The sequence below is a fragment of the Segetibacter aerophilus genome (genome assembly GCF_007991655.1).
In the GTDB taxonomy this organism is placed as follows: Bacteria; Bacteroidota; Bacteroidia; order Chitinophagales; family Chitinophagaceae; genus Segetibacter; species Segetibacter aerophilus.
On record NZ_BJYT01000005.1, the window covers coordinates 174,293 to 199,770 of the forward strand.

Sequence of the window (25,478 nt, forward strand, 5' to 3'; positions counted from 1 at the left end):
CAGTCGAATAAAATTTGTGAGCACAAGGGTGTGACACAACGAAGTTGAACAGAGTTATTAAGCCCGCTACAAAAACTACTTACCCGGCAGACGATGTAATTGCTTTCGACAAATGCTCATCTGTCATTTGTTCTTCCCAGTTTGCATCCAGCTCTAGTCTCACTGTTTTAGCTCCCCCGGTTGGTGTACATACTACCGTCACTTTACCTTGCTCTGTTTCAGTAATTGCTTCGGCTTTTTCTGATGCTTCTTTGTTGCTCATACTAAAAGCCTGCACACATGTCCACCTGGTATTTTCGCTGTCAGTTATTTCTCTTTGTTTCATTGATTTCTTCTTTCGTATGCTGACAAGGTATTTTTCATTAATCCGGCAATAGTCATCAGACCAACACCACCGGGCACTGGCGAAACAGCAGAAGCCACTGAAGACACTGCTTTAAAATCAACGTCGCCTTTAATTCTATATCCTCTTGTTGCGGTCGCGTCGTCGACTCTTGTTATACCGACATCGATTACGATGGCGCCTGGTTTTACCATATCAGCTTTTACAAATTCTGGTTTACCGAGCGCTGCAATGATTATGTCGGCCTGCAGCGTCATTTGTCTTAGATCAGGAGTATGGCTATGGCAAATAGTAACAGTGCAGTTGCCAAAGGGAATATTGCTGCTAAGTAAAATGCTCATGGGGCGACCTACAATGTTACTACGCCCGATAACCACTGCGTGCTTGCCTTTAGTAGTTAATTGAAAATGTTCAAGCATCAACATAATGCCATAAGGAGTTGCCGGAATAAACGTATCCAGCCCTTGCACGAGGCGGCCAACACTTACAGGGTGAAAGCCGTCTACATCTTTATCGGGGTCTATACTATTGATGATATTTGCCTCACTAATGTGTTTTGGCAAAGGCAGCTGAACCAGTATGCCATCAACCCGATCATCTGTATTTAGCTCTTCAATTTTTGCAAGTAACTCCTTTTCTTCGGTAGTATCATCGAGCCTGATGAGTGTAGAGGTAAATCCTATTTCAGCACAAAATTTTACTTTACTCGCGACATAAGTTTCGCTTGCTCCGTTGTTTCCAATCAAAATGGCAGCAAGATGTGGCGGCCGTTTACCTTGTTCTTTCAACTGCCTCGTCGCTTCAGTAAGATTTTCCTTTACTGATTGAGAAGCAACTTTTCCATCTAGTATTAACATAAATCAAAGGTATTAAGGTAGAATTGAATTAACCGCCTTTGATAGTTCTGCAAATAAAATAAAATATACTTTAATGTGTTTTCTCATTACTTTTCTTATTGTATGTTCTTAGCAGCAAAAGTTATTTTAGTATTAGTGCTCTTATTTTCTGTACAACTAAATGCGCAGGTAGTTAGACCGTCTTCTTTTAATCGTTATGCTGCATTGGGCGCTTACAGTAAAAATTTTTCAGACATTTTTTCAGCTACGTCAAACCAGGCAGCTCTTGCAAGCTTGAAAACAGGAGCTTTTGGAGTTTATGGAGAAAAGAGATTTATGCTCCAGGAACTTTCAAACTATACCGCAATAGTAGCGGTGCCAACATCTTCAGGAACTTTTGGATTGCAGGTTGATTATTTCGGCTCAACCTTTTTTAACGCCACTGAATTAGGAATTATTTACGCCCGTAAAATCACAGAGGTAGTGGAGGTAGGAGCTAAATTCAACTACCATACAGTACGAATTGCAGGGTATGGAAATGTATCAGCAATGAACTTCGATGTAGGAGCAATTTTTCATCTAACGGAAAAGCTTTATTCAGGCATTCATATCTACAATCCCTCCGGCAGTAAGCTGGGTAAAATAGGGACAGAAAAGTTAGAGTCGATTTACACTTGCGGCTTGGGCTATGAAGCTTCTGAAAGGCTTTTTATCAGTACCGAAATAATAAAACATGAAGACCAGCCGGTAGGTGTAATTGCAGGTATGCAGTACAACCTTCACGCGAAAGTTTTTATACGAGGTGGAATTTGTACGAACAATGACAATGGCTACGCGGGTGTAGGAGTGAACATCGGCTTTGGGCGTGTAGATCTCAGTACCGCCTACCATCCACAAATAGGATTTACTCCGGGTATTTCGCTTCTGTTCAATTTTAAGAAACTTGCCGAAGAGTGAGAAAAGTAACGCTAATAGTCGTTGCATTTTTCATCTTGCCGGGCGCTTTTGCCCGACAGGAAAATACTTCGCAATTGGAAGATGATGCCATACAGCAATTGGAAAACCTGGCCGAACGGCAGAACGGTGAGCCCGAAGATGACGCGTACTTGCAGGCAATGGATCAGTACCGAAAAAACAAATTGAATCTTAATACCGCTGATGAAGATGACTTGAAACGTCTTCATTTGCTTTCTGAACTACAGGTACAAAGCTTAATAAGTTATAAAAGAGTATTGGGACAATTAATTAGTATTTATGAGTTACAATCAATACCGGGATGGGACGTTGTAACAATACAGAAGTTACTGCCGTTTGTAACCGTATCGACCAGTCAATCGTTGTTAGATAATTTAAGGCAACGATTAACATCAGGGCGACATTCGGTACTATTAAGATTGCAGCAGGTTCTCGAGAAAAGCAACGGCTTCATCAGAGCCGATAGTATTGCGAACAGGTACCCGGGAAGCTCTGGCAAGGTGTTGTTCAGATATAAGTATGTCTTTCGAAACCTATTTCAATTTGGAATTACAGGCGATAAAGATGCGGGTGAACAGTTCTTAAAAGGAAATCAAAAACAAGGATTTGATTTTTATTCATTCCATTTATTTGCAAGAAAGCTGGGGCCGATTAAACTACTTGCGTTAGGAGACTTTACGGTTAACCTTGGTCAGGGATTAATACATTGGCAAAGCCTGGCTTTCAAAAAAAGCGCCGACATCACTTCAGTTAAAAGGCAAGCTGATATTTTGCGTCCATACAATTCTCCCGGGGAATATAACTTTATGCGGGGTGCCGGTATTACTGTCGGTACAAAGCTTTTTGACTTTACCGCGTTTGCATCTTCTCGTAAGTTAGATGGAAGTTTAAATAACGATACTTCGCAGACAAACGATGACTATATATCCTCTATATTAAACTCCGGCTATCATCGTACTCCGGCTGAAGTCGAAAAGAAAAACAGAATTATTCAACGTTCATTTGGAGGAAACATTTCCTTTAAAAAAGATGCTCTTCACATAGGCATCAATGCTATTGCCTTTAATTTTTTAACTCCACTAATTAGAAATGTTACTAGCTATAACCAGTATGCGATCACAGGAAAAAGCTGGTCTAATTACAGTGTTGATTATAGTTATACTTACCGCAACTTTCACTTGTTTGGCGAGGCAGCTATTGATCAAAATAAATCGAAAGCTTTTGTAGGAGGATTGCTGGCAAGCCTTGATGAAAAAATTGATGCCTCAGTAGTGTATAGAAATATAGATCAGAGTTATCAGACATTGTACGGAAATGCTTTCACCGAAAGTACATTTCCTACTAACGAGAAAGGCCTATTTACAGGCATTTCAATCCGACCTTATACTTTTTTAAAAATAGATGCTTACGCCGATGTTTTTAGCTTCCCATGGTTGAAGTACAGAGTCGATGCGCCCAGCAAAGGATCAGAATATTTATTGCAGGTTTCATATAAACCGAATAAGAAAATAGAAGTATATACAAGGTTCAAAAATGAGAATAAGGCTTTCAACCTCACAGGTCTTAACTCATTCACTCGCCAGGTTTATTTGCGGCCAAAAGATAGCTGGCGAACGCAAATAACTTATAACGTGAGTCGTCAATTTACTTATCATCAAAGAGTAGAAATTATGTGGTTTGATCGGCATGAAAAGAGCAGAAGCGAGCAGGGTTTTTTACTGTATGTGGATGGAAGGTTTAAACCAAAAACAAGGCCTTTTGCTATTAATGCCCGTGTGCAATATTTTGAAACGGATGGTTTTGACAGCCGTCTGTATGCTTTTGAGAACGATGTTTTATACAGTTATTCCATTCCGCAGTTTATGGGAAAAGGGCTCCGCTACTATATGAATGCTAGCTGGGATGTAAACAAGAAAATGACAGTGTGGGCCAGGTGGTCGCAGACAATCTATTCAAATCAAAACTCCATAAGCAGTGGTTTGGATAAAATTCAAGGAAATAAGAGAACTGAGATAAAACTGCAACTACTATATAATTTCTAGTGAGAGTTTATGCTAATCGTTGATAGTTACAAACTGTAAGAAAAAATTTCTATCAGACTTGTTTGTTCTATAAGCAGCACAAGCGTTTTCCGATATGTCATGTCTCAAATTCATAGTTCAACATGCTTATATACTATTGACTTGAAATATCGAATTACCTATTTTAGTCTTTGTAAAATCCGCCCTCAAAAAAGTTCTGTTGTTGGTTTTTAAGTAAAATAGATTTGGAATCACAGGTTTTTATAGACCTACGTTTAAATATAATTTTCGCAAAAAAGCAATAACCTTTATTTTTTATCCAAACCTCACAAACATGTTTCTAACAGACATTCTCCTATTAAACGAAACAAAAATTCTTACACTAAACTAAAAAATTATGAAATTAAAACCTTTACTACTACTTATTCTTCTGATGCCTTTTACCGTTTTCGCTCAAAGCGGTTTTGTTGCTTCAGGTAGAGTTACCGGGGCTCAAAACAATCCTTTATCTGGCGCTACGGTAAGTGTTGCGAACAGCAATAATTCAACTGTTACTGATGCAACCGGAAATTTTTCTATCAGGGTTAGCAACGGAGCCAGGCTCGTAATTTCTCATGTTGGATATGCGCCTAAAACAGTGAATGCTGCAGAAAGTATGAACGTGTCTTTAGACGAAGAAAACACGACACTTAGTGAAGTGGTTGTTACGGGTCTCGCAACAACAACCCGAAGGGGAAATGCAGCGAACGCTGTAGCTACTATTTCGGCCAAACAATTAACAGGCTCTACCCGTTCGCAAACGCTTGATGCAGCGATGCAAGGTAAAGTTGCGGGCGTACAGATTACGTCGAATAGTGGTGCACCGGGCGGCGGTTTTTTAGTTCGCTTACGCGGTGCATCTTCACTAACACAGAGTGCCGAACCGTTGTATATTATCGACGGAGTGTATATGGATAACAGCCAATTTGGTACAGGTGCCGGCACAAATGCTTTCACCGGGGCTGCGCGAACTCCAACCGGGTCTCAAGACAACTCGGCTAATCGTATCGCAGACATCAATCCACAAGACATAGAGAATATTGAAATTTTGAAAGGCCCCAGTGCTGCAGCCATCTACGGAACAAGGGCTAATGCAGGGGTTATTCTGATCACAACTAAGAAGGGCAGGGCTGGAAAACTTACTGTGAACTTTGGTCAGGATGTTGGGTTTGCAAAAGCTTTGAAGCTGATTGGTTTACACAAAACAAAATGGGATAAACAATTTCAGTTTGGAACCGAACTTGCAAACGCAGCAAGGCTTACTACCCTTAAAAGCACTTTGAACCCGACGGACGAAACATGGGACTATGAAAAGATTGTGTACGGCAATACAGGTGCTTTAAGAAACACGCGTTTGGCTTTATCAGGAGGTACTGATAAAATTCGTTTTTACGCAGGTGGCAACGTAATGGACGAACAGGGCATTCAAAAGAACACAGGTTACTCTAAAAATTCATTTCGTCTAAATGTAGATCTGAAACCTACTTCGTTTATAGACATCGCTGTTGGCGCTAACTACATCAACTCGAACAGTGACAGGAGCTTTAGTGGTAACGACAATAACGGTGTAGCAATCGGATACAATCTGGCCTATCTACCAAACTGGTTACCACAATTGCCGGTGAACGGAGTCTATCCAAAACAACCATTAACAGGGCAAAACCCACTGGAGATAGTAGATAGGACTGTTAATAATGAGAAGGTCAACAGGATGATCTCTAATTATACTGTTGGAGTGCAACTGGTGAAGAATGATATTCATAATCTGCGCCTAACCTCAACCGGTGGAGTCGACTTTTTAACTGCTGAAGATGAGGTATACATCCCAGATGATGTTCAGTTCCAGGCTGCTTCCGCAAATCCGGGTGCTTCGCGATATACGACCAACAGGGCGCTTAACACAAACCTTCAAGGCTTTTTGGTTTATAACGCTCACGTTGGCAACTTTTCTTTTACCACATCTGCCGGGTTAACGCAGCTTAGAAGAGATGTTCGTTTAAATTATTTCCAGGGACAGGGACTAAAGCCAGCTCAAAGAAATCCGAGCACAGGTACTGTGCAGCAAGCTTCGGAAACGTTCCAGGGTGAAAAAGAACTTGGCCGTGTGGTACAGGAGGAGATAAACTGGAACGATATCGTCATTGCAACTGCCGGAGTACGCCAGGATCGCTCTACTTTGAACGGAGATCCTAAAAAATACTTCACCTTTCCTAAAGCCTCTTTAGCAGTAAACGTTGCCAATTTTGGCTTTTGGAAAATACCTGCTATTTCTCAGTTAAAGCTTCGTGCAGCCTACGGTGAAACAGGACGATCAGCTTCCTTCAATTCAACATTCACGACCTTAACTGACCTGATAATTGGCGGTCAGGCAGGCGCCGGTTATCCAACTATTCTGGGTAACGCCGGTATCGAACCCGAAAGAGCAACCGAGTTTGAAACAGGTGTTGACATAGGCGCGTTTAGCAACCGGCTAAGAATTGAATTTACGGTCTACAATAAAAAGGTAAAGAATCTAATAGAATCTTATAATCTGTCAACTGGTACGGGGGTGTCAAGTATCCAGGTATTTCCTGTAGGAGATTTGCAAAACAAAGGGATAGAGTTATCCCTTGGAGGTACGCCAGTAAGAAGTAGAAATGTAACATGGAACACGAATATCAACTGGTGGAGAAACAGGAGCTTAATGACGCGTTTGATCATTCCCGAGAAAGTCGTTGCCTCATCAGGTTTTGGTTCCTTTGGTACGCAAAGACTTCGTGAAGGTGCTTCCCCAACTGCATGGTATGGTACACCAAATGTAAACGGAGTTCCTACCTTGTACGAAGACTCTCAGCCTCTATGGCAAGCATCGTGGAGCAACTCAATTACATTCTTAAGAAACTTTGAATTTTCAATTTTGATTCACAGAAGTCACAAGAATTTTAATTCAACTTTGAACCAGGAAATTACCGATGAAGGTGGCAGTTCGCCAGATTGGAGCACTATTGATAAAGACAACAATCCACTTGGGCAATCACGAAAACTAGGAAAACCTGGGATTACAACAAGACAATTTATCGTAGACGCCAGCTATACCAAGATCAGGGAGATTAGCTTGTATTATACAGTTCCTAAAACAATTTTTGGAAGCTTTGCCAACAAGTTTGAAAGCATAAGAGTTGGTGTTTCAGGAAACAATATTGCTATGTGGACGCCATATTATGGTTATGATCCTGAGGCTGCAAATTTTGGTAACAGGCCAACAGGTGCAACAGTTGATCTTCTATCATTTCCTTCATCAAAAAGGTTTTTCTTCCACTTCAACGTAAACTTTTAAAAATAGTATATGAGAATAAATACATCGATATTGGTTGTATTGGCCATTGTTGGCCTGACAGCCTGCAAAAAGCAGTTTTATGACGAAGACGTACTGGTCGACCCAAACGGCGCGTCAGTTGAGTCTGTTTTAAACAATGCAACACGCGGACAAATTAGCCAGTTAGCTGTGGGCGTACAATCAAGCATGCGGAATGGCATTCTGAGTTATTATAGAGAAACTGGAACTGTAGGACGCGAAATCATTTATTCTGCTTCTACTGAAAGCAGGTATTTTAATGAACTATTGGGTACGCAGGCAGCTCAGTACAATGGAATGAACGATCCTGCTGGTATAATGAATACCTATTATCTAAACTACTCGTCGTTACGTCGTCGCGCAGAAATCCTTATCAGGTCTGCTAATAATACGACTGCGTTAACGGACCAGGAAAAAGCAGCTACACGTGGATTTGCAAAAACAATGCAAGCCTATTCTGTGTGGGTGCTGGTAAACATGCAGGGTAAAAACGGCATACGCGAAACATTTTCTGATTTGTCAGCACCGGGTGATTTACTAAAGCCGGGAAAGTTCGGAACATATGAATCAGGATTAGCCCTGGCAAAAACGTTAGTGAATGAAGCAAATGCAGATTTGGCGGCAGGGGGTACAGAATTTCCTTTTACCATGACAAGTGGCTATACAGGCTTTACAACTGTTCCTGATTTTAAGAAATTTAATAGGGCAATTGCTGCTCGTATATTTTTGTATCAGAAAGATTGGGCTGGCGTGCTTGCTGCGCTAAATGAAAGTTTTCTCAGCCTTACAGGTCCTTTGCAAACTGGTCCCGTAATGACTTTTTCAACTACGACAAATGACCAGGTAAATCCTTTATACCACGTGCCTAATAGTTCGGGCGCTCCTTTTGTAGCTTTTAATGAGTTCATTACTGATGCAGAGCCGGGAGATACAAGAGTTTTTGGCCCAAGTGCGAAGGTCGCCCAAAGAACTTCTCCCCGAACTTCAGGAGCCGTAACCTCTACTCATGACGTTACCCTGTATGCTTCCAACACGTCTTCTATTTCTATTATTAGAAATGAGGAGTTGATATTGATGTATGCGGAGGCGAAAATTCAGTCAAATCAGTTTGCAGATGCGATTGTTGCTTTAGACAGAATAAGAACGGCTTACGGTTTAAGACCTTTAGCTGTTGCAAAACCAACAATCCTTGCCAATAAAAACGGTCTAATTGATGAAGTGCTAAATCAAAGACGGTATTCACTATTTTTTGAGGGACAGCGCTGGTTTGATGTGTTGAGGTATGGAAAGAAAAGTATTCTACCATTACAAGGTACTATTGGAGCCAACACCTTTGTTGTGTTTGATAATTTTGCACGCCCTGATGCGGAGGTGCAGTGGGATAAACTAAATCCTTAGAAAGAATTATTAATCTAAAAAAGCAAAGGCAGTCTTTTGACTGCCTTTGCTTTTTTTTTATTACGAGTTACTTTTTAAAATGACCTTGATATTTGTATTCGAGTACTCCACGTGACAAAGCATTTACTTCTTTTTATTTCTCTTCTTCTTTTTTTTCTTTATGCCGTGGTTGAAGCGCCAATGCCAAAAAAAACAATTTTTTATTTAAATCTTTAAAGCAGCATTTCTTTTTTGCCGCTTGTCAATCTTATTTACCGTTCAGGAAAAGTATTTCTAGAATTAATATTTGGTTAACAATTCCTGATTTAAGTATTTTTACGGTCATTGTTTAAAATTAAAAATGCACATGAGAAAAATTCTATCACTTTTTAGTGTGTTAATGCTAGTGTCAATTCTAGTATTTGCACAAACTCGTCCGATTACCGGAAGAGTCCTAGATGAAGCTGGTCAGCCTGTAGGCGGCGCTTCAGTTTCCATTAAAGGAAGTACAGTAGGAACATCTGCTGATGTAGATGGCGCTTTTAGAATTAATGCTAAAACTGGTGATGTTTTAATTATTTCTGCAGTAGGCGCCCCTGCAAAAGAAGTGACAGTGACTTCTACTTCTAATTTGACAATTTCTTTGGCTAAGCAAACTCAAAGTTTATCTGAAGTAGTTGTAACAACTGCGTTGGGTGTAAGAAAGCAACCTCGGGAATTGGGATATTCAGTTTCAAGACTGGGTAACAAGGAACTGACGCAAGCTTCTCCTGTAAACATCCAAAACGGTTTAACCGGTAAAGTATCCGGCCTTAACATCGCTTCTACAAACAGCAGTGTTTTTGGTGATACACGTATCACGCTCCGTGGTATTCGTTCTTTAACAGGTAACAACCAACCACTATTGGTTGTTGATGGTGCTCCTGTTCCTTTAAATCAATTAAGCAGGTTAAATCCAAACGACGTAGAAGATATTACCATTCTTAAAGGTGCATCTGCAGCAGCTTTGTATGGTCCTGATGGAGTAAACGGAGTTATATTCGTAAAGACGCTAAGAGGCTCTAAAACTGGTGCTCCTCAAGTTAGAGTAAGCAATTCAACACAATTTGAAAGAGTATCTTTCTTACCTAAATTTCAAAAGCAATTCGGTTCTGGTTCAAGTGTAGATCCGGTTACCGGAATTGGTGTTTTCGATGGTTTGGAAAACCAGCAGTATGGTGATCCTTACGATGGTTCTATGAGAGAAATAGGACATCCTCTTCCAGGAAATATTCCTCAAATGGAGCAATACTCTTACAAAGAAAGAGGAAGATTAGACTTCTTTGAAACTGGTAGAACTATTCAAAACGATATTTCGTATTCGGCTAAAAACTTTTTGTTTTCTGCGCAAGACGCAAACATCTCCGGCACTTTAGGTGGAGATAAAAACCGTCGTACAACTTTGCGTTTCAATGCCAGTAATGAATACGGCAGGTTTTCAACAAACTTCAATCTATCATATACTCGTCAGCAATTTAATGTTGCTTCGGTATCTCCTTACTGGGAAGTTTTTAATACAGCTGGCTGGATAGATCTGAAGAAGTATAAAGATTGGAGAAACGACCCCGCTTCTAGCCCTAATCATTACTACAACGAATATTACGCTAATCCTTACTTCATAAAAGATGCAAACAGGAGAACCGGTTTAAACGACGACCTTTTTGCTCAAATTCAGCTAGGATTAAAGGTTACAGATTGGCTTAACCTGACTTACAGGGCAAGCACAAATATGCGTAGTAACGACGAAATGTTCACGAGTGAAGCATTTACGTTTTCTGATTATGCGCACAACGTAACTCATAAGTACAATGCTTCAAATGATATCAAAGCGAGTGTCAGCAACAACGAAACAAAATTCAACAGGTTAAACTCAGAGGTTTTCTTAACTGCTCAGAAAGAGTTTGGTGACTTTTCTATTGACGGACTTGTAGGGCAGTCGTTAAGAGAAGACAGGTATACCTCAGTAGGTATTTCCGGTTCTAATCTTATTATTCCAACTCTTTTCAACGTAGCAAATAGAACTGGCGAACCTGGTGCGGGGGGAAGTAATTATAAATCACGTTTATTAGGTGCTTATGGCCAGGTAACGTTCGGCTTCAAAAAGTGGGCGTTTTTAGAACTTACAGGAAGAAACAACTGGGATTCGAGACTTCCTTCTAATAATCGATCATTCTTCTTCCCAGGAGCAAATGCTTCGATTGTGTTAAGTGATGCAATACCTGCAATTAAAAACAGCTCTTTGATTTCTTACTTAAAAGTAAGAGGTTCAATTGTTAAGTCAGGTAACGTAAACTTAAGCGGAAACCAGGATCCTGTTTTTGGTGCTTATCAGCTTGAAAGTGTTTACGGTGTTGCAGCCGGTTTCCCTTATGGCAACCTTCCTGGTTTCCAAGGTTCAACTGCTGTAAATAATCCAGATATTAAGCCTGAGTTTGTAAACTCAAAAGAAGCTGGGTTTGAAATTTCAATATTAAAGAACAAGGTTAACCTGGAAGTGACTGGTTATTTGCAAAACAATACCAACCAGATAATTAATGTAAACGTATCCCGTGCAACAGGCGTAGGATCTACCACAGTTAATGCTGCTGACTTTGATAATAAGGGACTTGAATTTGATTTACGTCTAACCCCACTTGTTAATCTGGGCGATTTTAGAGTGAATTTTAATGCTAACCTAAGCTTGATGGATAGTAGGGTAAACTCAGTTTACCAAGGATTGAATGAATTACCTGTTGGTAACAGCAACTACGCAATTGTAGGCTATCCGGCCTTTATGTTTAAATTGACTGATTACGTACGTGACCCGCAAGGTCGTATTATCGTTGACCGTAATACAGGTTATCCTTCTTTGGATCCAAATTTAAAGACGTTCGGAAATACAATGCCTAAGACTATTCTTGGTCTAGTGCCTTCTATTGCATGGAAAGGTTTAACATTAAATGTAACTGCTGATTATAGAGGCGGACACCAGGTTTATAACGCGATTGGATCCGACATGGATTTTACCGGAAGTTCTGCCAGAAGTGGAAGCAACAATCGCCAACGTTTTGTTGTGCCTAATTCAGTGTATGACGACGGAAGCGGAAAATATATAGAGAACACCTCTATACTAACTACAAACGGTGGCTATGGCTTCTATGAGGGTACAAATACCAACAGGGGTATCAATACAAATTATCTTACTAGTGCCGCTGCTTTCAAAATTCGTGAGATTTCTTTGATATACAGTTTACCGACTTCGTTTATACAAGGCGCTAAATTCCTTAAATCTGCAACGATTGGTTTAACTGCGCGTAACATGTTCACGTTCTTACCAAAGTCTAATCAATGGACTGATCCTGAATTCAACACAAGCACTGGAAATGGATTAGGAGTAAATACTACAGCCAACTTGCCTCCAAACAGGCTTTATGGTTTCAACGCGGTATTAGTCTTCTAATCATCTTAATCGATATAAATATTAAAAATGAGAAAATATAGTTTATCAATAATAGCAATTGGCCTCGTTATGTTACTCGGCAGTTGTAAAAAGGAATATTTAGATATTAACACGGATCCAAACAGGCCAACTGAATCTTCCATTACTCCAGATCTCGCAACTGCAGCCCAGTTAAGCAATGTAGCAGCACAAAATGCGAGTACATATGATATGCTTAATCGATGGATGGGTTATTGGAGTGCGTCAGGATCTTTTTCCAGGTCTACAGTTGAGATGAGTTACAACATAACAAACGGTACAATGGCGGGCTTGTTTGAGAACAGCTATTACATAGTAGGTCAGTTTCGGTCTATTGGAAAAAAAGCTGCCGGACTAAACTGGAAATTCTACCAGGGGATAGCTAAAATAATGGAAGCACATGAAATGGCTATCGTGGTAGATTTTTACGGTGATGCTCCTTATTCTACAGCATTTGATTTAGTAGGTAACATCAGGCCAACTTATGATAAGGGTGAAGATATCTATAAAACATTAGTACCCTTAGTTGATACTGGTTTGGCACTTATAAAAAGTGCAACAGGTAATGATGCAAATATTGCCACACAGGATATAGTGTTCAAAGGAAACAAAACAAACTGGGCAAAATTTGCAAATTCGCTAAAACTTCGCTTACTGCTTCATACAACTAAGACAAGTACTTTTAATATTCCAGCGGAAGTTGCAAAAATTGTTGCAGAAGGTTCTGGATTTCTTGGTAATGGAGTAAGCGCTTCTGTTCAACCAGGCTATACAACAGACAAGCCAAACCCTTACTATAATGCACATCTTTTCCTTTCTAATGGAAACGAGGCCGATAACTATAATAGGGCTAACAATTTTTCACTTAGTATAATGAATTCATTAGCTGATCCTAGAGTACAAAAGGTTTACCGTCCGTCAAAAACAGGTAGTGCTTTCAAGGGAACCGATTACGGAGCTGATCCTGTTACTACTAACGGAAGTGACAATACTTCCGGACCTGGTCCAGGCCCTGCTTCATCACCTTCAGCACCAATGTGGATAATGACATCTGTTGAAAGCCAATTCCTGGTAGCAGAAGCAACTGCGAGAGGTTTTCTTTCTGGTGATGCAAAGGCAGCTTATGAAAATGCCGTGCGGGAATCTTTCACTTTTCTTGGTTTAACTGCTGCGCAGGCTAATACATATCTTACAAGTTCAGATCCACGCGTCGCATTCCCTGCGGCAGGTACTTTAGATCAGAAGATTTCCACCATCATTTGGCAGAAGTATTTTGCTTTAAATGGCATTCAAGCCAACGAGACTTATAACGACTGGAGAAGACTTGGTATAGTGCAGCCACCGTTGTCAATAGCACCTGAAAGAGGTACCAATTTAATCCCAAGAAGATTACTTTATCCAACTTCAGAATATAGCTATAATGCAGAAACTATTAAGAATGTAGGAACGGTTACACCTTATTCTCCAAAAGTGTTTTGGGATAAATAATAAACTTGAATAATCTAAATAAGAAAAATGAAAAAAATATTTTTTAATAGTCTTTTGTTAATCCTCTCGATCTCTGTTACTTTAAGTTCATGTCTTAAAGATGCCGGATACGATAAAGGATTATATGGAGCGATCAGGGATACAGAAGGTAAGAAATATGTTTCTGTTGGAATAGGAGGACTTCAAAACTTCTCTAAGTCAAGTATCTTAATTAATACACAGAAAGACAGCGCAATAACTGTAGATGTAACTATTAACCTGGATTACGCGGCAAAAACAACAGAGCCGCAATCTGTTAAAATAGGCATTGACAACTCTAAGATTGCTGGTTATAATTCAGCCAACAGTAAGAATTTTCAGCCAGTTACGACTGAGATGGTAAAACTGGGTAGTACAGATTTGACTATACCGGCAGGTGCAAGTTCTGTAACTACAAAACTTACCATTAATCAAGCGAAGTTTGACCCTGCTACCAGTTATTTGATACCGATTACAATACTTGATGCTCCAGGTGCTACCTTGAGTAGTAACTTAAATACCAGATATTATAATATTATAGGTAACCCCCTTGCAGGTAACTATACTGTTGTTGGAACCAGGTATAACTATACCGGTACAATCGGTTACAGTTGTGGTGCTCCTATTCCAACTGGCTATGGATCCACTGCAGCAAGTCCTTCCCCAAAATTAGCAAGGCCGGTAGATGATAAAACTATCTCAATAGATTACGCTAACCTTGGGGGAAGTGGATATCAATATTTAATTAGCATTGATCCCAATAATCCTAATAATGCCATTGTTAAATCTAATGCTACTCTCTTAGAAGGTTTACCTGTTGTCAATTATTGTGTACATACTTATAATCCTGCTACTAAGCAGTTTCATATTGTATCCCTATATAACAACGGTGCTGGAGGCTCAGGCGGTTCTGACCGTATAATAGACGAGGTATTTACAAAACAGTAAATATTGTATAAATGAAAAGAAAACCACCCATAATTGGGTGGTTTTTTATTGCTGGAAATTGGTGTTAAGGCGGAAAATGTTTATAAAAACCGTAGTATTATTTTCAATGAAAAAATGTTTCCTTTTTGGTTATATTTAATAAAAAAAGTTTTGAGAAGTCTTATTATTAATGTCAAAAAAATAGTTGTTGTCCTGGGCGTTTTGTTTCTGATCTGTGATCACGTATTTAGCCAGGTGGACCCCGTTGGCAGTTTCAATCGGCATGTTTTTGAGAAATGGACAGGAGATTACTTGCGGATTGGGGCATTTAAAGTTAAAGGGTCGCCATACTTATTAGGAGAGGCTTTCCCGGGTGTGATAACTTATAAGGATGGTAAGACGGTAACTGACGAAAAAATTCTCTACGACCTCTACAACCAGAAAGCCGGAATTGATATCAAAAAAGAAATATTTGAAAGAGATATTCCAATTGAAAGTTTTGTCATGAGTCTTCCCGAGCACATGGGCAAGCAGAAGCTTTTGTTCCATAGCGGATTCGTATATGGGAAGCCTGAAATGAAGGGTTATCTGAACGTATTGGAGGACGGGAAAAAAGCGACGCTTCTTAAGCAATTTAAAATCAGATTGATTGCTGATCCTATTAATAATATGGATAAGAGTTTGAAGGTTTTTGAGCAGTATAGTGAATATTATATTTATTTGAAAGGTGACAAAACGCTACATAGTATTAAACCCAGGAAAAAAGACATTTTAAAAGAATTTGGCGATGATCCTTTCATTAAAAGTTATACTACCAACAGAGAGATTGATTTCTCTAAAGAAGCGGAGCTGGTCATCTTGATTAATAGTTATAATAACAACCTGTAGAACAGAATTAAGTCTCTCGGTCACGGGCAACGATTATGGATTTGTAACAACATGTTTCTTTACATTTGCTACCAAATTTAAAACATGGCTGACCAACAAGCTCCCAACCAAATAAATATTGAGATAAGCGAAGAAGTTGCCGAAGGAACTTATGCTAATCTCGCTATTATTACTCATAGCCATGCAGAATTTGTAATAGATTTTGTTAGCGTAATGCCGGGGACTCCAAAGAGCAAAGTAAAGAGCCGCATTATTTTTACTCCAATGCATGCCAAACGTTTCCTAAAAGCGCTTGAAGACAATGTCAATCGTTACGAGGCCGCTAACGGTACGATACAAGATTTGGAGCAGGTCGAGATCCCTTTAAACTTCGGGGGACCTACTGCACAAGCCTAATTCAACCTAAGTTACTGCGCCTCCACAACTTGAGCCAGCACCGGCCGCGCAACCATAGCAATGTTGATTAACTATGATTTCTCGGTCGCCTAATTCCGAACTGCTGAATTTAGAAATGTGCTTCGCAGAAGAACTAACTTTAAGATCGAGCATTTGGTTAAAGTCGCAGTCATATAGAAAGCCATCCCATCCAATTGAAATTGTGTTTCTACACATAACATTTGCTGCTGCAACAGGGTTGAAAGCAGCTACTAGCTTCTCCATATATTTTTCGTAATTGCCGCTATTTAGCAGGTAATTCAGGTATCGACTAATGGGCAAGTTGGTAATGGTAAACAGGTTGTTGAATACAATTCCAAAGTCTTTTAATAAAGCATCTTTATATTCAAGTTCGAGGCTCGCCTGGTTGGGTGGAAGAAAAGCACCTGCGGGATTGTAAACAAGGTTTAAAATCAGGCCGGAATTCGGTTGTCCATATCCAACACTATTAAGCATTTTTAAGGCTTTTATTGAATCCTCGAAAACTCCGTCGCCCCGCTGCCTGTCTGTTCTTTCGCGGGAATAGGAGGGAAGCGACGATACTACTTCCACTCGATGTAATTTAAAGAACTCAGGAAGGTCGTTGAAACGCTTATTAGCAAGAATGATTGTAAGGTTGCAGCGTACAATAATATGTCGTCCAAGTGCTTTTATGTTCTCTACAAACCAGCGGAAATCAGGATTTAGTTCAGGTGCGCCGCCTGTCAAATCAACTATGCCTATAGATGGGTTTTGAACCAATGCATCAATACATAGTTGCATCGTTTCCTTCGTCATAATTTCTTTTCGATCAGGGCCTGCATCTACGTGGCAATGTTTGCAAACCTGGTTACACATTTTGCCAACATTAACCTGGAAAATTTGAAGATCGGTTGGGCGTAAAGGAAACAATCCAGCTCTTTCCAAGTTCTGCTGAAAAGGAATGAGCCTGTATAAATTGTGGTTATCGCTTTCCAATAACTCCACCTGGTATTGTGCGTCTGCTAATATGTTTCCTTTAGCTTTTAACGATTTTGTGTCCTTTATCATTTTTACCTCAATATCGATTTAATATTTTTCCAACCCTTTTATTCGGCCTTGTAATTCTCCAGAAAAAGGTTCCAATTATACTTTTTAAACTCGATCGCCGGCTGCTTACTTTTCGGTATAATTTCTAGCTGATGCAATAGTTCTAACATTTTTTTCTTGCCGCCAAAGTCCTTCCTGAACCAACCCATAGTTGCCGGCAGGGCCACACGGTTTTCTTTTTCGTTGTATTCAGCTTCGCCTTGCAAATACACCCTGGTCGCCATGTTCAATTGCTTGTCTAACTGTTCAGGATTGTAAAAGGCAATTGGCGGACAGCTTTTCGCACCGCAGTTTAATGAAAAGTGAATCCTGTAATCCAGGCTGTCAACTCTTTGTTTTTTCTCGAATGAAGAAGGAAACAATTTGTTGATATACCCCAAACTCCATTTCACTTTTGAATGTCTTAAAACACCATGTTCAATGTCGTCGAGGCTTAACTTTTGACCGGCGATGTTAATTTGTTTGTCTCCAAACAATGAACCTCGGTTCTTGTACTTATCGGGGTTTTTCGTAAGGATAACCTGGGTAAAAGCGTTATAAATATTTATCCAAAAAGTTTTTTTATAAGTGTCATTAGTAAGTTGGCTCGTAAGGTCACCTTCTGTTATGCGCTCAATTACTTTTACAAGCGAGTCTGTTGGTTCACGGGTCTTTGCCTGTAGTAATAATTGTTGTGATGTTTCAATAATATTTACTCCCTGAAACTTGCCATCAACTTTTTCCCCGGCCAATCCGCGCATGATTAATAAAGTTAATAAAATTATATGGGCCGTTATTTTCATAGTAAAAATTACGGGAGATTCGGCGGAAAAGATTTTTTCAGTTTTCAAAGATTTACTAATAAAAATGTTGAAAGTTCATAGGCTAAGGGCAAGGATAGGAACTCATACTAATTCTATCTGGCAAGTAGTGTAAACGGAAAAAGCCGGCTTAAATCACCACTGCTTTACCTAAGGAAACGTGCAGTAAGTTTTTTAGATCACCAAGAACGAGCCCATGTGGGTCTAGGAAAGTTTCAGGTAGCTAACGAAAATAGGAGAGAGGTGCTAGTTCGTTCTTCAACGAGAAGCTGCTGTTTCGGAGCAAGTCGTTTACCCGTTGTTGCTTTTCAATCTGGAAAGAAGTTATGCAACGGGAGCTAGTATTTGATTTGGTTCAAGCATCTTTTCATTGTGGTTCTTTTGTTGTGTCACACCCTTCAACCGCATATTCTCAAAGCAGCAAAAACAGGCTGAATTTGTTTAAACTAAGGTACAAGAGTGCGACGCAACAAAAGCATTATAGCATTACCAACGCTGGGTTAATAAATCATACATATTGGAAAGGAATCAAATTGTGCTTTGGTGAAACTAAGTCGCCAGAAACTGGTCGTGAATAAAATCTGCCACGGAAACGAGACTATTAGTTTCTTTAAATACAGCTAGCTGACGGTCGGCGCCCGTGCCATTTTCAAGCATTTTATGTACGTGGGCAATGGCATGCCTGCTTCCCAGCTGGTCTACTACGTCGTCAACGAAATCGAGTAACTCGTAAATTAGCACGCGCGTGTTTACCTCTGACTCTTTTCCGAAATCTATCATTGTTCCATCAATACCATATCTGCCAGCGCGCCATTTATTTTCATTAATCAGCAGGCGAGAGTACATGATAAAATTTAAGTTTTTACTACGAAGCAGGTAAAGCTTCGCACAGATGGCCTGGAACAAAGCAGCAATAGCGATCGTTTCATTAATCGTCATTGGTACATCACAAATGCGAAATTCAACCGTATTAAAAAACGGATGAACTCTTAAATCCCACCAGATCTTTTTAGCGTTGTCGATACAATTGGTCTTTACAAGCAGTTTTATATAACTGTCATAAGCCTCTATACTTTCGAAAAAGTCAGGTATACCGGTGCGGGGAAACTTGTCAAATACCTTTGTTCGAAATGATTTATAACCTGTTAGCCTGCCCTCCCAAAAGGGAGAGTTCGTGCTGAGTGCATACACGTGCGGAAGAAAATAACGGGCAGAATTAGCAATATGAATGGCCATTTCGCGGCTCTCCATTCCCACATGCACGTGTAGACCGAAAATAAGATTGCTGCGTGCAGCCTCCTGCAATTCATTAACTATCGCGTTGTACCGCGCGTGGTCAGTAATTAGTTGTCGTTCCCAATGGCTAAAAGGGTGTGTACCCGATGCACCCACCCATAATCCCAGGTCTCCCGCAATGTGCGAGATGGTATTTCTTAGCGTCGTTACGTCGCGTAATGCAACGTCTATATTTTCGCAAATATCAGTGCCTACTTCAACCACTGCCTGGTGCATCTCGGCCTTTACCTGGTCGCGAATAACCTTTTGGCCCTCAGAAACGATTTTCTGTTCGTGACTTTTCAATTCACGCGACTGTGGATCCATAACCATGTATTCTTCCTCTATACCTAAAGTAAAGTGCTTATAATTGATTGGTCCCATAGTTACTAATGTGAAAATTTAAAAATGTGAAGATTTGAAAATGTATCTGCTTCGCGCTAACTCGTGGTCAATTCATTTCTTTTCCAAAAACTGAGACATTGAGATATTGAGTTATTTTCAAATTGGTTCAAATTAGGTTCTGACTGCTGCTGCTTCGTTTTACATATTCACCCCAAGTGAGGTTATCTTTTGCGGGTTCGTTAGATTGAGCTTTTTCTATTGCAAAAGTTGCGGCTGTTTCTACGACCCAGTCAAAGTTTTCCTGTCCAACACTATTTATATCTGCGTCAGGAGCCGGATTGCAAAAATCAATAGCATAGGGAACGCCATCACGTAACGCCAGTTCTACTGTATTAAAATCGTAGCCGAGGTATTTGTTTATTCGCAAAACAATTTCCTCCATTTCTTTCAGCTTTTCTGCACTTGGAGAAAAATCAGCTACATACCTAAGATGAAATGGATTTCTTGGCTCGTAAGGCATTATGCGAACGTACTTTCCGCCAATGCAATAACAACGGTAGTATTCTTCAAAGATGATTTCTTCCTGCAGCAACATAACCAGTTCGCCCGTTTCTCCATGCTTTTGCAAAAACTCGTCTTTGTTTTCTAACCTGTATACGCTTTTCCAACCGCCACCGGCAAATGGTTTCATATAAGCAGGAAATCCGATGTAGTTAAAAATCCCATCCCAGTCTAAAGGATAGGCAAGATTGCTGAATGACTCCCCGGTAGTGTCAGGAGGTAATTGGTAAGATGGTAGTATGACGGTTTTTGGAACCGGAACTCCTATTTTAGTAGCGAGGCAATTGTTGAAAAACTTCTCGTCAGCACTCCACCAAAAGGGGTTATTGATAACAGCCGTTCCGCATAAAGCTGCATTTTTAAGATAAGCACGATAGAAAGGAACATCTTGGCTGATACGATCGATGATAACCGCATACTCCGTTGGTTCTCCCTGCACAACTTTTTCTATTCTTACCGGTTCAGCGATAATTCCGTCTATTCCTTTGCTGTTTACCCTATCAATAAATGCTGTAGGAAAACTTCTTTCTTTTCCATGAAGGATGCCAATCTTTTTCATAAGCTGTTTGTTTTTGAAAATGTATAGAATGAGCTGTTGTTGCTATTTTGATTTTTCAAGATACAGGTATCTAGACATAAATAATGTACCACGTACCTTAGCTGCTGCCAGATTATTTTAATTTTTTATATAACTGGTTTACCTGATACAATCATTCCTCACCTTTAATGCGTAAGGGATTATTTAAATAAATATCTCAATAGAGGCGGCTTAATTGTAGCAACGAAAATTTTAGAAGCAACATTACTTTTAGCTTTACTTATAATTATGGTGCAAGGAAATATAGCAATTCAAGAAAAAACTTACTCTACATTAAGGATCGAGGAACGAAAACTTTATTCAGAATATTTGCAAAGGGATGTAATCATTGACGTCTACCTTCCTAATAAATTGGATCTTACAAAAGGCGTCGATCTACTGCTAGTTAATGATGGACAAGATTTGAGAACAATGGAGTTTGCGGCTATCCTTGACCCTTTGATTTTCTTAGGACAAATTCAGCCCCTACTCTATGTGGCCATTCATTGCGGCCCGGATAGAATGAACGAATACGGAACAGTTTATAGCGCCGATTACAAAGGGAGGGGAGCAAGGGCAGGCTTGTATAGCAAGTTTGTTTTAGATGAATTGCTGCCGTTTTTGCAAAGCGAATTTGCCGTATCTTCCTTCAATAATAAATCTTTTGCCGGTTTCTCTCTCGGTGGATTAAGCGCGTTAGACATGGTATGGAATCACTATCAAGAGTTTACAAATGCGGGGGTATTTAGCGGATCTCTTTGGTGGCGAAGGCGTGGTTACGAAGACGAAGGTTACGACTGGGATAAGGATCGGATTATGCATTTGCAGGTGCAGAAAGGAAGCTATCATCCGTCGCTCCGGTTCTTTTTCGAATGCGGTTGTCTTGATGAGACAGCAGACAGAAATAACAATGGTATAATAGATTCAATTGAAGACACAACAGACCTTATTGAAGATTTAAAAAACATCGGTTACCACGACGATCAAATCCGTTACCTACAACTTGAAGACGGTAAACACAACATTGAAACCTGGGCAAGCGCTTTTCCAAAGTTTCTAAAATGGGGTTGGGGGAAAAGGTAGATCGGTAATGGCAGGAAGTTTTTTGAAGCCAGCAGCAAAGCAGTTTTCAGCTTCTCTTGCGTCGCGCTCTTGTACTTTTTCTATTTATTCGGCTTAGCGAAATTTGCATAAAAAAGAGCCGAACCTGGATGACAGGTTCGGCTCTTTTTTATGCTTTTATTGTTATTAGTTAAATAGGTATTTGATCCCGAATTGCATCTGCCAACGAGAAAGAATGCTCGTACTGTTAGTAAAACTTGCAGTACGTGGAATTTGATTTGTCGCGTCTTGGTAAGGGAACGAGAAGCTCGGCTTTCCATCTGCAGTCAAACCTTCAAAAGTCAACAACTGGTATCCGGAAGCATTGCTTGACAACGTCGGGGTTTTAAGCAATCCCCAATACTTGTTTACAAAGTTTCCTGCGTTGATCAAATCTACAGTCAGGCGTAGCGTGTGCTTATCTTTTCCGGAGTTGAAATAAATATCCTGTGTAAGGTTTAAATCAAGTCTTTTGTAGAATGGATATACGAACTGGTTAGCCTGCGCATATTCACCTCTGTGAGCACTTAAATACTTATCCTGTTTGATGTAATTGTCCAGCTGAGAATAAATCTGTGCAGGAGTTCTAAGGTCGGTACTTGTACCCGTTCCTAATCCACCTGACCCAACTTTCACAAGGTTAATTTCGCTTTGATCTTTAGGAATGTAGACTAGGTCATTTGTATTACCATCTCCATTTAAATCATTGCTATAAATATATGAACTGGTGCCAGAAGGAGAGGCTTCAAAAATGGCCCCTAGTGAAGTAGCAAAATGTTTAGCGTAGGCAACTTTGTAAGACGCTGCAACAATCACCCTGTGCGGTTGATAAAAAGAAGCATAACCTAAAGTCGGTGCATTAGGATCGGTATTGCTAACCGCTCTTGCGCTCCACAACGAAGAGGCAGTACTACCACCTTCCGCAATATTTCTCGCATCGCTGTAGGTATAAGCTGCACTTACGTACAAGTTTTTAAAGCTCTTTTGTACACGGCCTGTAAGTGTGTAAGAATAACCTGCATTAGCATTTTTCATCAGGATAGCCGTACCAATTGAAGGATCTGCTAAAGTGTTATTAGCAAAACTACTTGCGGTTGGCTTGTTGTAGTAGTACTTGTTGCTTGCATACATCTGGTAAGACGTTCCGCTTGCGGCAATATAACGGGGCCTATTATCTACGCCTGACAGCGTAAACCCATTTGACTCATTCAGATTTAGGTTCTGGTAATAAACTGCATTAATATCTTTAGAGTACGTTCCCTCAACTGTAAATATCCAGTCACCCGCTAACCTCTTATCAATAGCTAAACTAGATTTTAGAACTGTAGGATATTTAAAATTCTTATCAGTTAAGGCAACACTATAACTTGTATTTGCCTTTCCAGCAGTAGGCTTTGCGATGCTTGCATTATAAGCTACACCTGACCCGTTTACTATAGGGCTATTTGCATTGGTAGCTACCGATGGAGTCCCAATAGTTTGTACTGCGCCAAATTGGATACCATTGTTACTTGCCTGGTTACTTAACCACACGAAAGGAGGGGGGCCTGAGAAAATACCCGCGCCGCCTCTGATTTGTAAGCTTTTGTCGCTTTTCACATCCCAGTTAAATCCTACTCTTGGAGAAAAGATTACAGCATTACCAGGAGCCTGGCCGATATTATAAGATTCTCCGTTTTTGAATTTTAATGCATCAAAATATGGATTATCAGTAAAGTCTTGTCTATAAATAGTCATGTCGAAACGAAGACCATAAGTCAAAGTGAAATTATTTGTAGCGCGCCACTTGTCCTGTGCAAAAACACCTAATTCAGTGGAACCAGCGTAAGCAAAAGGAAATTCTCCACCTGGCAGAGCAGAATATTGCAGATAATAATTTCTTGAATTCGCTGCTCCGTAAAGAGCGCTGTTCCTAAAATCATTCAAGCTGTTGTACTGGTAAACTCCCTGGTATCCTGGTGCAAAAGCATTTTCGTATTTACGGTAATAGTCTTGCGTACCGGCCGTGATTTCGTGTTTTCCCTTGTACAGCGTAACGATGTCGGAGAACTGATACACGTCCGTATTCAGGATATTGTTATACGTGTACATTTCGTATCCAAACGAAGTAAAGACGTTACCTGAGCCATCTAAAATATCAACGAATGGCATAGTCGCTGAAGGCGAATGAGGAGAACGGAAATCACGCAAAGCTGTGTAGCCGACCTGTAGCTTATTAGACAACTTGCTGCTAATTCTCGAATTTAACTCGGCAATCACAATATTAAAGTTGTTGTTGATTCCGTAGCCAGCTGAGAAGAAAGGCAAGCCAGTATTATTGGCCGAACCCGCTCCACTAGTTACGAGACTAGTACCATTATTTGGCCTGCTACTGCTTGGAAATTGGTCAGCATACGACTTCAAATAATTGTACTTAATGGTAAATGTATTTTTGCTATTGATGTTCCAATCAATTTTGGCCGTTATTTTATTACTGGTTGTCTTGAAATTATATCCCTGGTATGCACCCGGATCATAATTGTAAGTCTTCTTTAAAAGGTCAGATAATGCGTTCAAAGAATCTGAGTTAGCGCGGGAAACACTTCCTGTAACCGCAGGGCTTGAAGCATTTGATGCAGTAAAACTCGTAGCCGGCAATTCTTGTCTTACCTGTTCACCACTAAAGAAGAAGAACAACTTGTTTTTTATAATCGGTCCGCCTACAGTGAAACCGCTTAAGTTATATTTAATCGGAGTTCTTGCAACGTCAACAGCGCCTACATGATAACCTTGCGTACCTGCTCCTTTCAAATAAGTGTATACAGAAGCTTTAAACTGGTTAGTTCCGCTACGTGTTACCGAGTTGATGCCCGCACCCGAAAAGCCTCCTTGCCTAACATCGTAAGGCGCAACGTTTACCTGGATTTGCTCGATAGCTTCTATGCTAATCGGTTGAGAACTTGTTTGACCTCCCAAAGTTCCTGATAAGCCAAACGAATTGTTGAAGTTAGCACCGTCGACTGTGAGGTTATTATACTGGCTGCTTCTGCCACCAAAACTTAAGCCGTTAGAACTAGGTTCAAGTTTTGTAAAATCCTGCAATGAGCGGTTGATCGTCGGCAATCTTTCAATCTGGCTGCGCCCAATTATTTCCTGGCTACCTGTATGACTCGAGTTGAACACTGAGTTCTGTCTCATGGTAGTTACTACTACTTCCTGCAATGCTCCCGAAGATGCAGTTAGATCAAAATCTGCCTTGAACTCCTGGCCCAACAAAAGGAAAACGCTATCATGTTTTGCTGTTTCAAACCCCACATAGGAGACCGTGATAAGATAGGGACCGCCGACACGAAGGTTGGGTAAATTGTAACGTCCTTCTTTTCTCGTTGTGGTCGCCGCCTTTGTTCCGGTGGGAACATTCAGCGCAGTCACTGTCGCGCCGACAAGCGGTGCTTTACCATCTGTCACTGTTCCCGTTATTTCGGATGTAGTTTCCTGCGCAAACAGGTAGAGGGGCGTAAAAAGAACGAGAATAAATTTTGTAATTCTCTTAGTTAGCATATTTAGGGGTTTATTTTTTACTTGTGATTTACCT

17 protein-coding genes are annotated in these 25,478 nt (G+C 40.2%); 10 read left to right on the forward strand and 7 right to left on the reverse strand.

Annotation, left to right across the window (positions count from 1 at the left end):
* Nucleotides 1-79: 79 nt before the first annotated feature.
* Together SAE01_RS08215 and SAE01_RS08220 are read right to left on the reverse strand one after the other, a co-directional pair.
* Nucleotides 80-325 carry a hypothetical protein gene (locus SAE01_RS08215; protein ID WP_147203267.1) on the reverse strand — a complete coding sequence of 82 codons (246 nt, stop codon included), beginning with the start codon at nucleotides 323-325 and terminating at the stop codon, nucleotides 80-82.
* The gene (locus SAE01_RS08220) at nucleotides 322-1,200 is read right to left on the reverse strand and encodes a bifunctional 5,10-methylenetetrahydrofolate dehydrogenase/5,10-methenyltetrahydrofolate cyclohydrolase (protein ID WP_147203268.1); all 879 of its coding nucleotides are present in this window, start codon (nucleotides 1,198-1,200) and stop codon (nucleotides 322-324) included. The genes SAE01_RS08215 and SAE01_RS08220 overlap by 4 nt, the downstream gene beginning before the upstream one ends.
* Before the next feature lie 135 nt (nucleotides 1,201-1,335).
* Between SAE01_RS08220 and SAE01_RS08225 the strand changes: the two genes are divergently transcribed.
* The 9 genes from SAE01_RS08225 to SAE01_RS08265 all read left to right on the forward strand — a co-directional run bounded on the left by SAE01_RS08225 (nucleotide 1,336) and on the right by SAE01_RS08265 (nucleotide 16,138).
* A complete protein-coding gene (locus SAE01_RS08225) occupies nucleotides 1,336-2,136 on the forward strand; it encodes a hypothetical protein (RefSeq protein WP_147203269.1) in 801 nt (266 codons plus the stop codon).
* Complete coding sequence (locus tag SAE01_RS08230) at nucleotides 2,133-4,196, forward strand: ComEA family DNA-binding protein (protein WP_147203270.1); 2,064 nt, start codon at nucleotides 2,133-2,135, stop codon at nucleotides 4,194-4,196. The genes SAE01_RS08225 and SAE01_RS08230 overlap by 4 nt, the downstream gene beginning before the upstream one ends.
* A 376-nt stretch (nucleotides 4,197-4,572) precedes the next feature.
* Nucleotides 4,573-7,530 carry a SusC/RagA family TonB-linked outer membrane protein gene (locus tag SAE01_RS08235; protein WP_147203271.1) on the forward strand — a complete coding sequence of 986 codons (2,958 nt, stop codon included), beginning with the start codon at nucleotides 4,573-4,575 and terminating at the stop codon, nucleotides 7,528-7,530.
* Between the two features lie 9 nt (nucleotides 7,531-7,539).
* The gene (locus SAE01_RS08240; RefSeq protein WP_147203272.1) at nucleotides 7,540-8,946 is read left to right on the forward strand and encodes a RagB/SusD family nutrient uptake outer membrane protein; all 1,407 of its coding nucleotides are present in this window, start codon (nucleotides 7,540-7,542) and stop codon (nucleotides 8,944-8,946) included.
* A 346-nt stretch (nucleotides 8,947-9,292) separates the two neighbouring features.
* The gene (locus SAE01_RS08245) at nucleotides 9,293-12,403 is read left to right on the forward strand and encodes a SusC/RagA family TonB-linked outer membrane protein (RefSeq protein ID WP_170234114.1); all 3,111 of its coding nucleotides are present in this window, start codon (nucleotides 9,293-9,295) and stop codon (nucleotides 12,401-12,403) included.
* A 27-nt stretch (nucleotides 12,404-12,430) separates the two neighbouring features.
* Nucleotides 12,431-13,909, forward strand: a complete 1,479-nt coding sequence (locus tag SAE01_RS08250; protein ID WP_147203274.1) for a SusD/RagB family nutrient-binding outer membrane lipoprotein — start codon at nucleotides 12,431-12,433, stop codon at nucleotides 13,907-13,909.
* Between the two features lie 27 nt (nucleotides 13,910-13,936).
* Nucleotides 13,937-14,875: a DUF1735 domain-containing protein gene (locus tag SAE01_RS08255; protein ID WP_147203275.1), complete on the forward strand. Its 939-nt coding sequence runs from the start codon at nucleotides 13,937-13,939 to the stop codon at nucleotides 14,873-14,875.
* A gap of 150 nt (nucleotides 14,876-15,025) precedes the next feature.
* Nucleotides 15,026-15,742, forward strand: coding sequence for a hypothetical protein (locus SAE01_RS08260; protein ID WP_147203276.1), 717 nt, complete (start codon nucleotides 15,026-15,028; stop codon nucleotides 15,740-15,742).
* Between the two features lie 84 nt (nucleotides 15,743-15,826).
* Nucleotides 15,827-16,138, forward strand: coding sequence for a DUF3467 domain-containing protein (locus SAE01_RS08265; RefSeq protein WP_147203277.1), 312 nt, complete (start codon nucleotides 15,827-15,829; stop codon nucleotides 16,136-16,138).
* A 6-nt stretch (nucleotides 16,139-16,144) separates the two neighbouring features.
* On the opposite strand, the gene arsS is transcribed toward SAE01_RS08265, so the two are convergent.
* The 4 genes from arsS to SAE01_RS08285 all read right to left on the reverse strand — a co-directional run bounded on the left by arsS (nucleotide 16,145) and on the right by SAE01_RS08285 (nucleotide 20,785).
* The gene (arsS, locus tag SAE01_RS08270; RefSeq protein ID WP_147203278.1) at nucleotides 16,145-17,206 is read right to left on the reverse strand and encodes an arsenosugar biosynthesis radical SAM (seleno)protein ArsS; all 1,062 of its coding nucleotides are present in this window, start codon (nucleotides 17,204-17,206) and stop codon (nucleotides 16,145-16,147) included.
* Nucleotides 17,207-17,244: 38 nt separating this feature from the next.
* Nucleotides 17,245-18,027, reverse strand: coding sequence for a DUF547 domain-containing protein (locus SAE01_RS08275; protein WP_147203279.1), 783 nt, complete (start codon nucleotides 18,025-18,027; stop codon nucleotides 17,245-17,247).
* Between the two features lie 567 nt (nucleotides 18,028-18,594).
* Complete coding sequence (locus SAE01_RS08280) at nucleotides 18,595-19,704, reverse strand: carboxylate-amine ligase (protein ID WP_147203280.1); 1,110 nt, start codon at nucleotides 19,702-19,704, stop codon at nucleotides 18,595-18,597.
* A 127-nt stretch (nucleotides 19,705-19,831) separates the two neighbouring features.
* On the reverse strand, nucleotides 19,832-20,785 hold the full coding sequence (locus tag SAE01_RS08285) for an ATP-grasp domain-containing protein (RefSeq protein ID WP_147203281.1): 954 nt from the start codon (nucleotides 20,783-20,785) through the stop codon (nucleotides 19,832-19,834).
* Nucleotides 20,786-21,133: 348 nt separating this feature from the next.
* Between SAE01_RS08285 and SAE01_RS08290 the strand changes: the two genes are divergently transcribed.
* Nucleotides 21,134-21,886, forward strand: a complete 753-nt coding sequence (locus SAE01_RS08290) for an alpha/beta hydrolase (protein ID WP_246113187.1) — start codon at nucleotides 21,134-21,136, stop codon at nucleotides 21,884-21,886.
* 165 nt (nucleotides 21,887-22,051) lie between these two features.
* Here SAE01_RS08290 and SAE01_RS08295 read toward each other — a convergent pair whose 3' ends face one another.
* A complete protein-coding gene (locus SAE01_RS08295; RefSeq protein ID WP_147203283.1) occupies nucleotides 22,052-25,444 on the reverse strand; it encodes a TonB-dependent receptor in 3,393 nt (1,130 codons plus the stop codon).
* Between the last annotated feature and the right edge of the window lie 34 nt (nucleotides 25,445-25,478).

Coding starts and splice junctions, on each gene's coding strand:
- SAE01_RS08255 (WP_147203275.1), top strand. CDS start 13,937: ATGAAAAAAATATTTTTTAATAGTCTTTTGTTAATCCTCTCGATCTCT.
- SAE01_RS08215 (WP_147203267.1), bottom strand. CDS start 325: ATGAAACAAAGAGAAATAACTGACAGCGAAAATACCAGGTGGACATGT.
- SAE01_RS08220 (WP_147203268.1), bottom strand. CDS start 1,200: ATGTTAATACTAGATGGAAAAGTTGCTTCTCAATCAGTAAAGGAAAAT.
- SAE01_RS08280 (WP_147203280.1), bottom strand. CDS start 19,704: ATGGGACCAATCAATTATAAGCACTTTACTTTAGGTATAGAGGAAGAA.
- SAE01_RS08265 (WP_147203277.1), top strand. CDS start 15,827: ATGGCTGACCAACAAGCTCCCAACCAAATAAATATTGAGATAAGCGAA.
- SAE01_RS08245 (WP_170234114.1), top strand. CDS start 9,293: ATGAGAAAAATTCTATCACTTTTTAGTGTGTTAATGCTAGTGTCAATT.
- SAE01_RS08295 (WP_147203283.1), bottom strand. CDS start 25,444: ATGCTAACTAAGAGAATTACAAAATTTATTCTCGTTCTTTTTACGCCC.
- SAE01_RS08250 (WP_147203274.1), top strand. CDS start 12,431: ATGAGAAAATATAGTTTATCAATAATAGCAATTGGCCTCGTTATGTTA.
- SAE01_RS08275 (WP_147203279.1), bottom strand. CDS start 18,027: ATGAAAATAACGGCCCATATAATTTTATTAACTTTATTAATCATGCGC.
- SAE01_RS08235 (WP_147203271.1), top strand. CDS start 4,573: ATGAAATTAAAACCTTTACTACTACTTATTCTTCTGATGCCTTTTACC.
- arsS (WP_147203278.1), bottom strand. CDS start 17,206: ATGATAAAGGACACAAAATCGTTAAAAGCTAAAGGAAACATATTAGCA.
- SAE01_RS08285 (WP_147203281.1), bottom strand. CDS start 20,785: ATGAAAAAGATTGGCATCCTTCATGGAAAAGAAAGAAGTTTTCCTACA.
- SAE01_RS08240 (WP_147203272.1), top strand. CDS start 7,540: ATGAGAATAAATACATCGATATTGGTTGTATTGGCCATTGTTGGCCTG.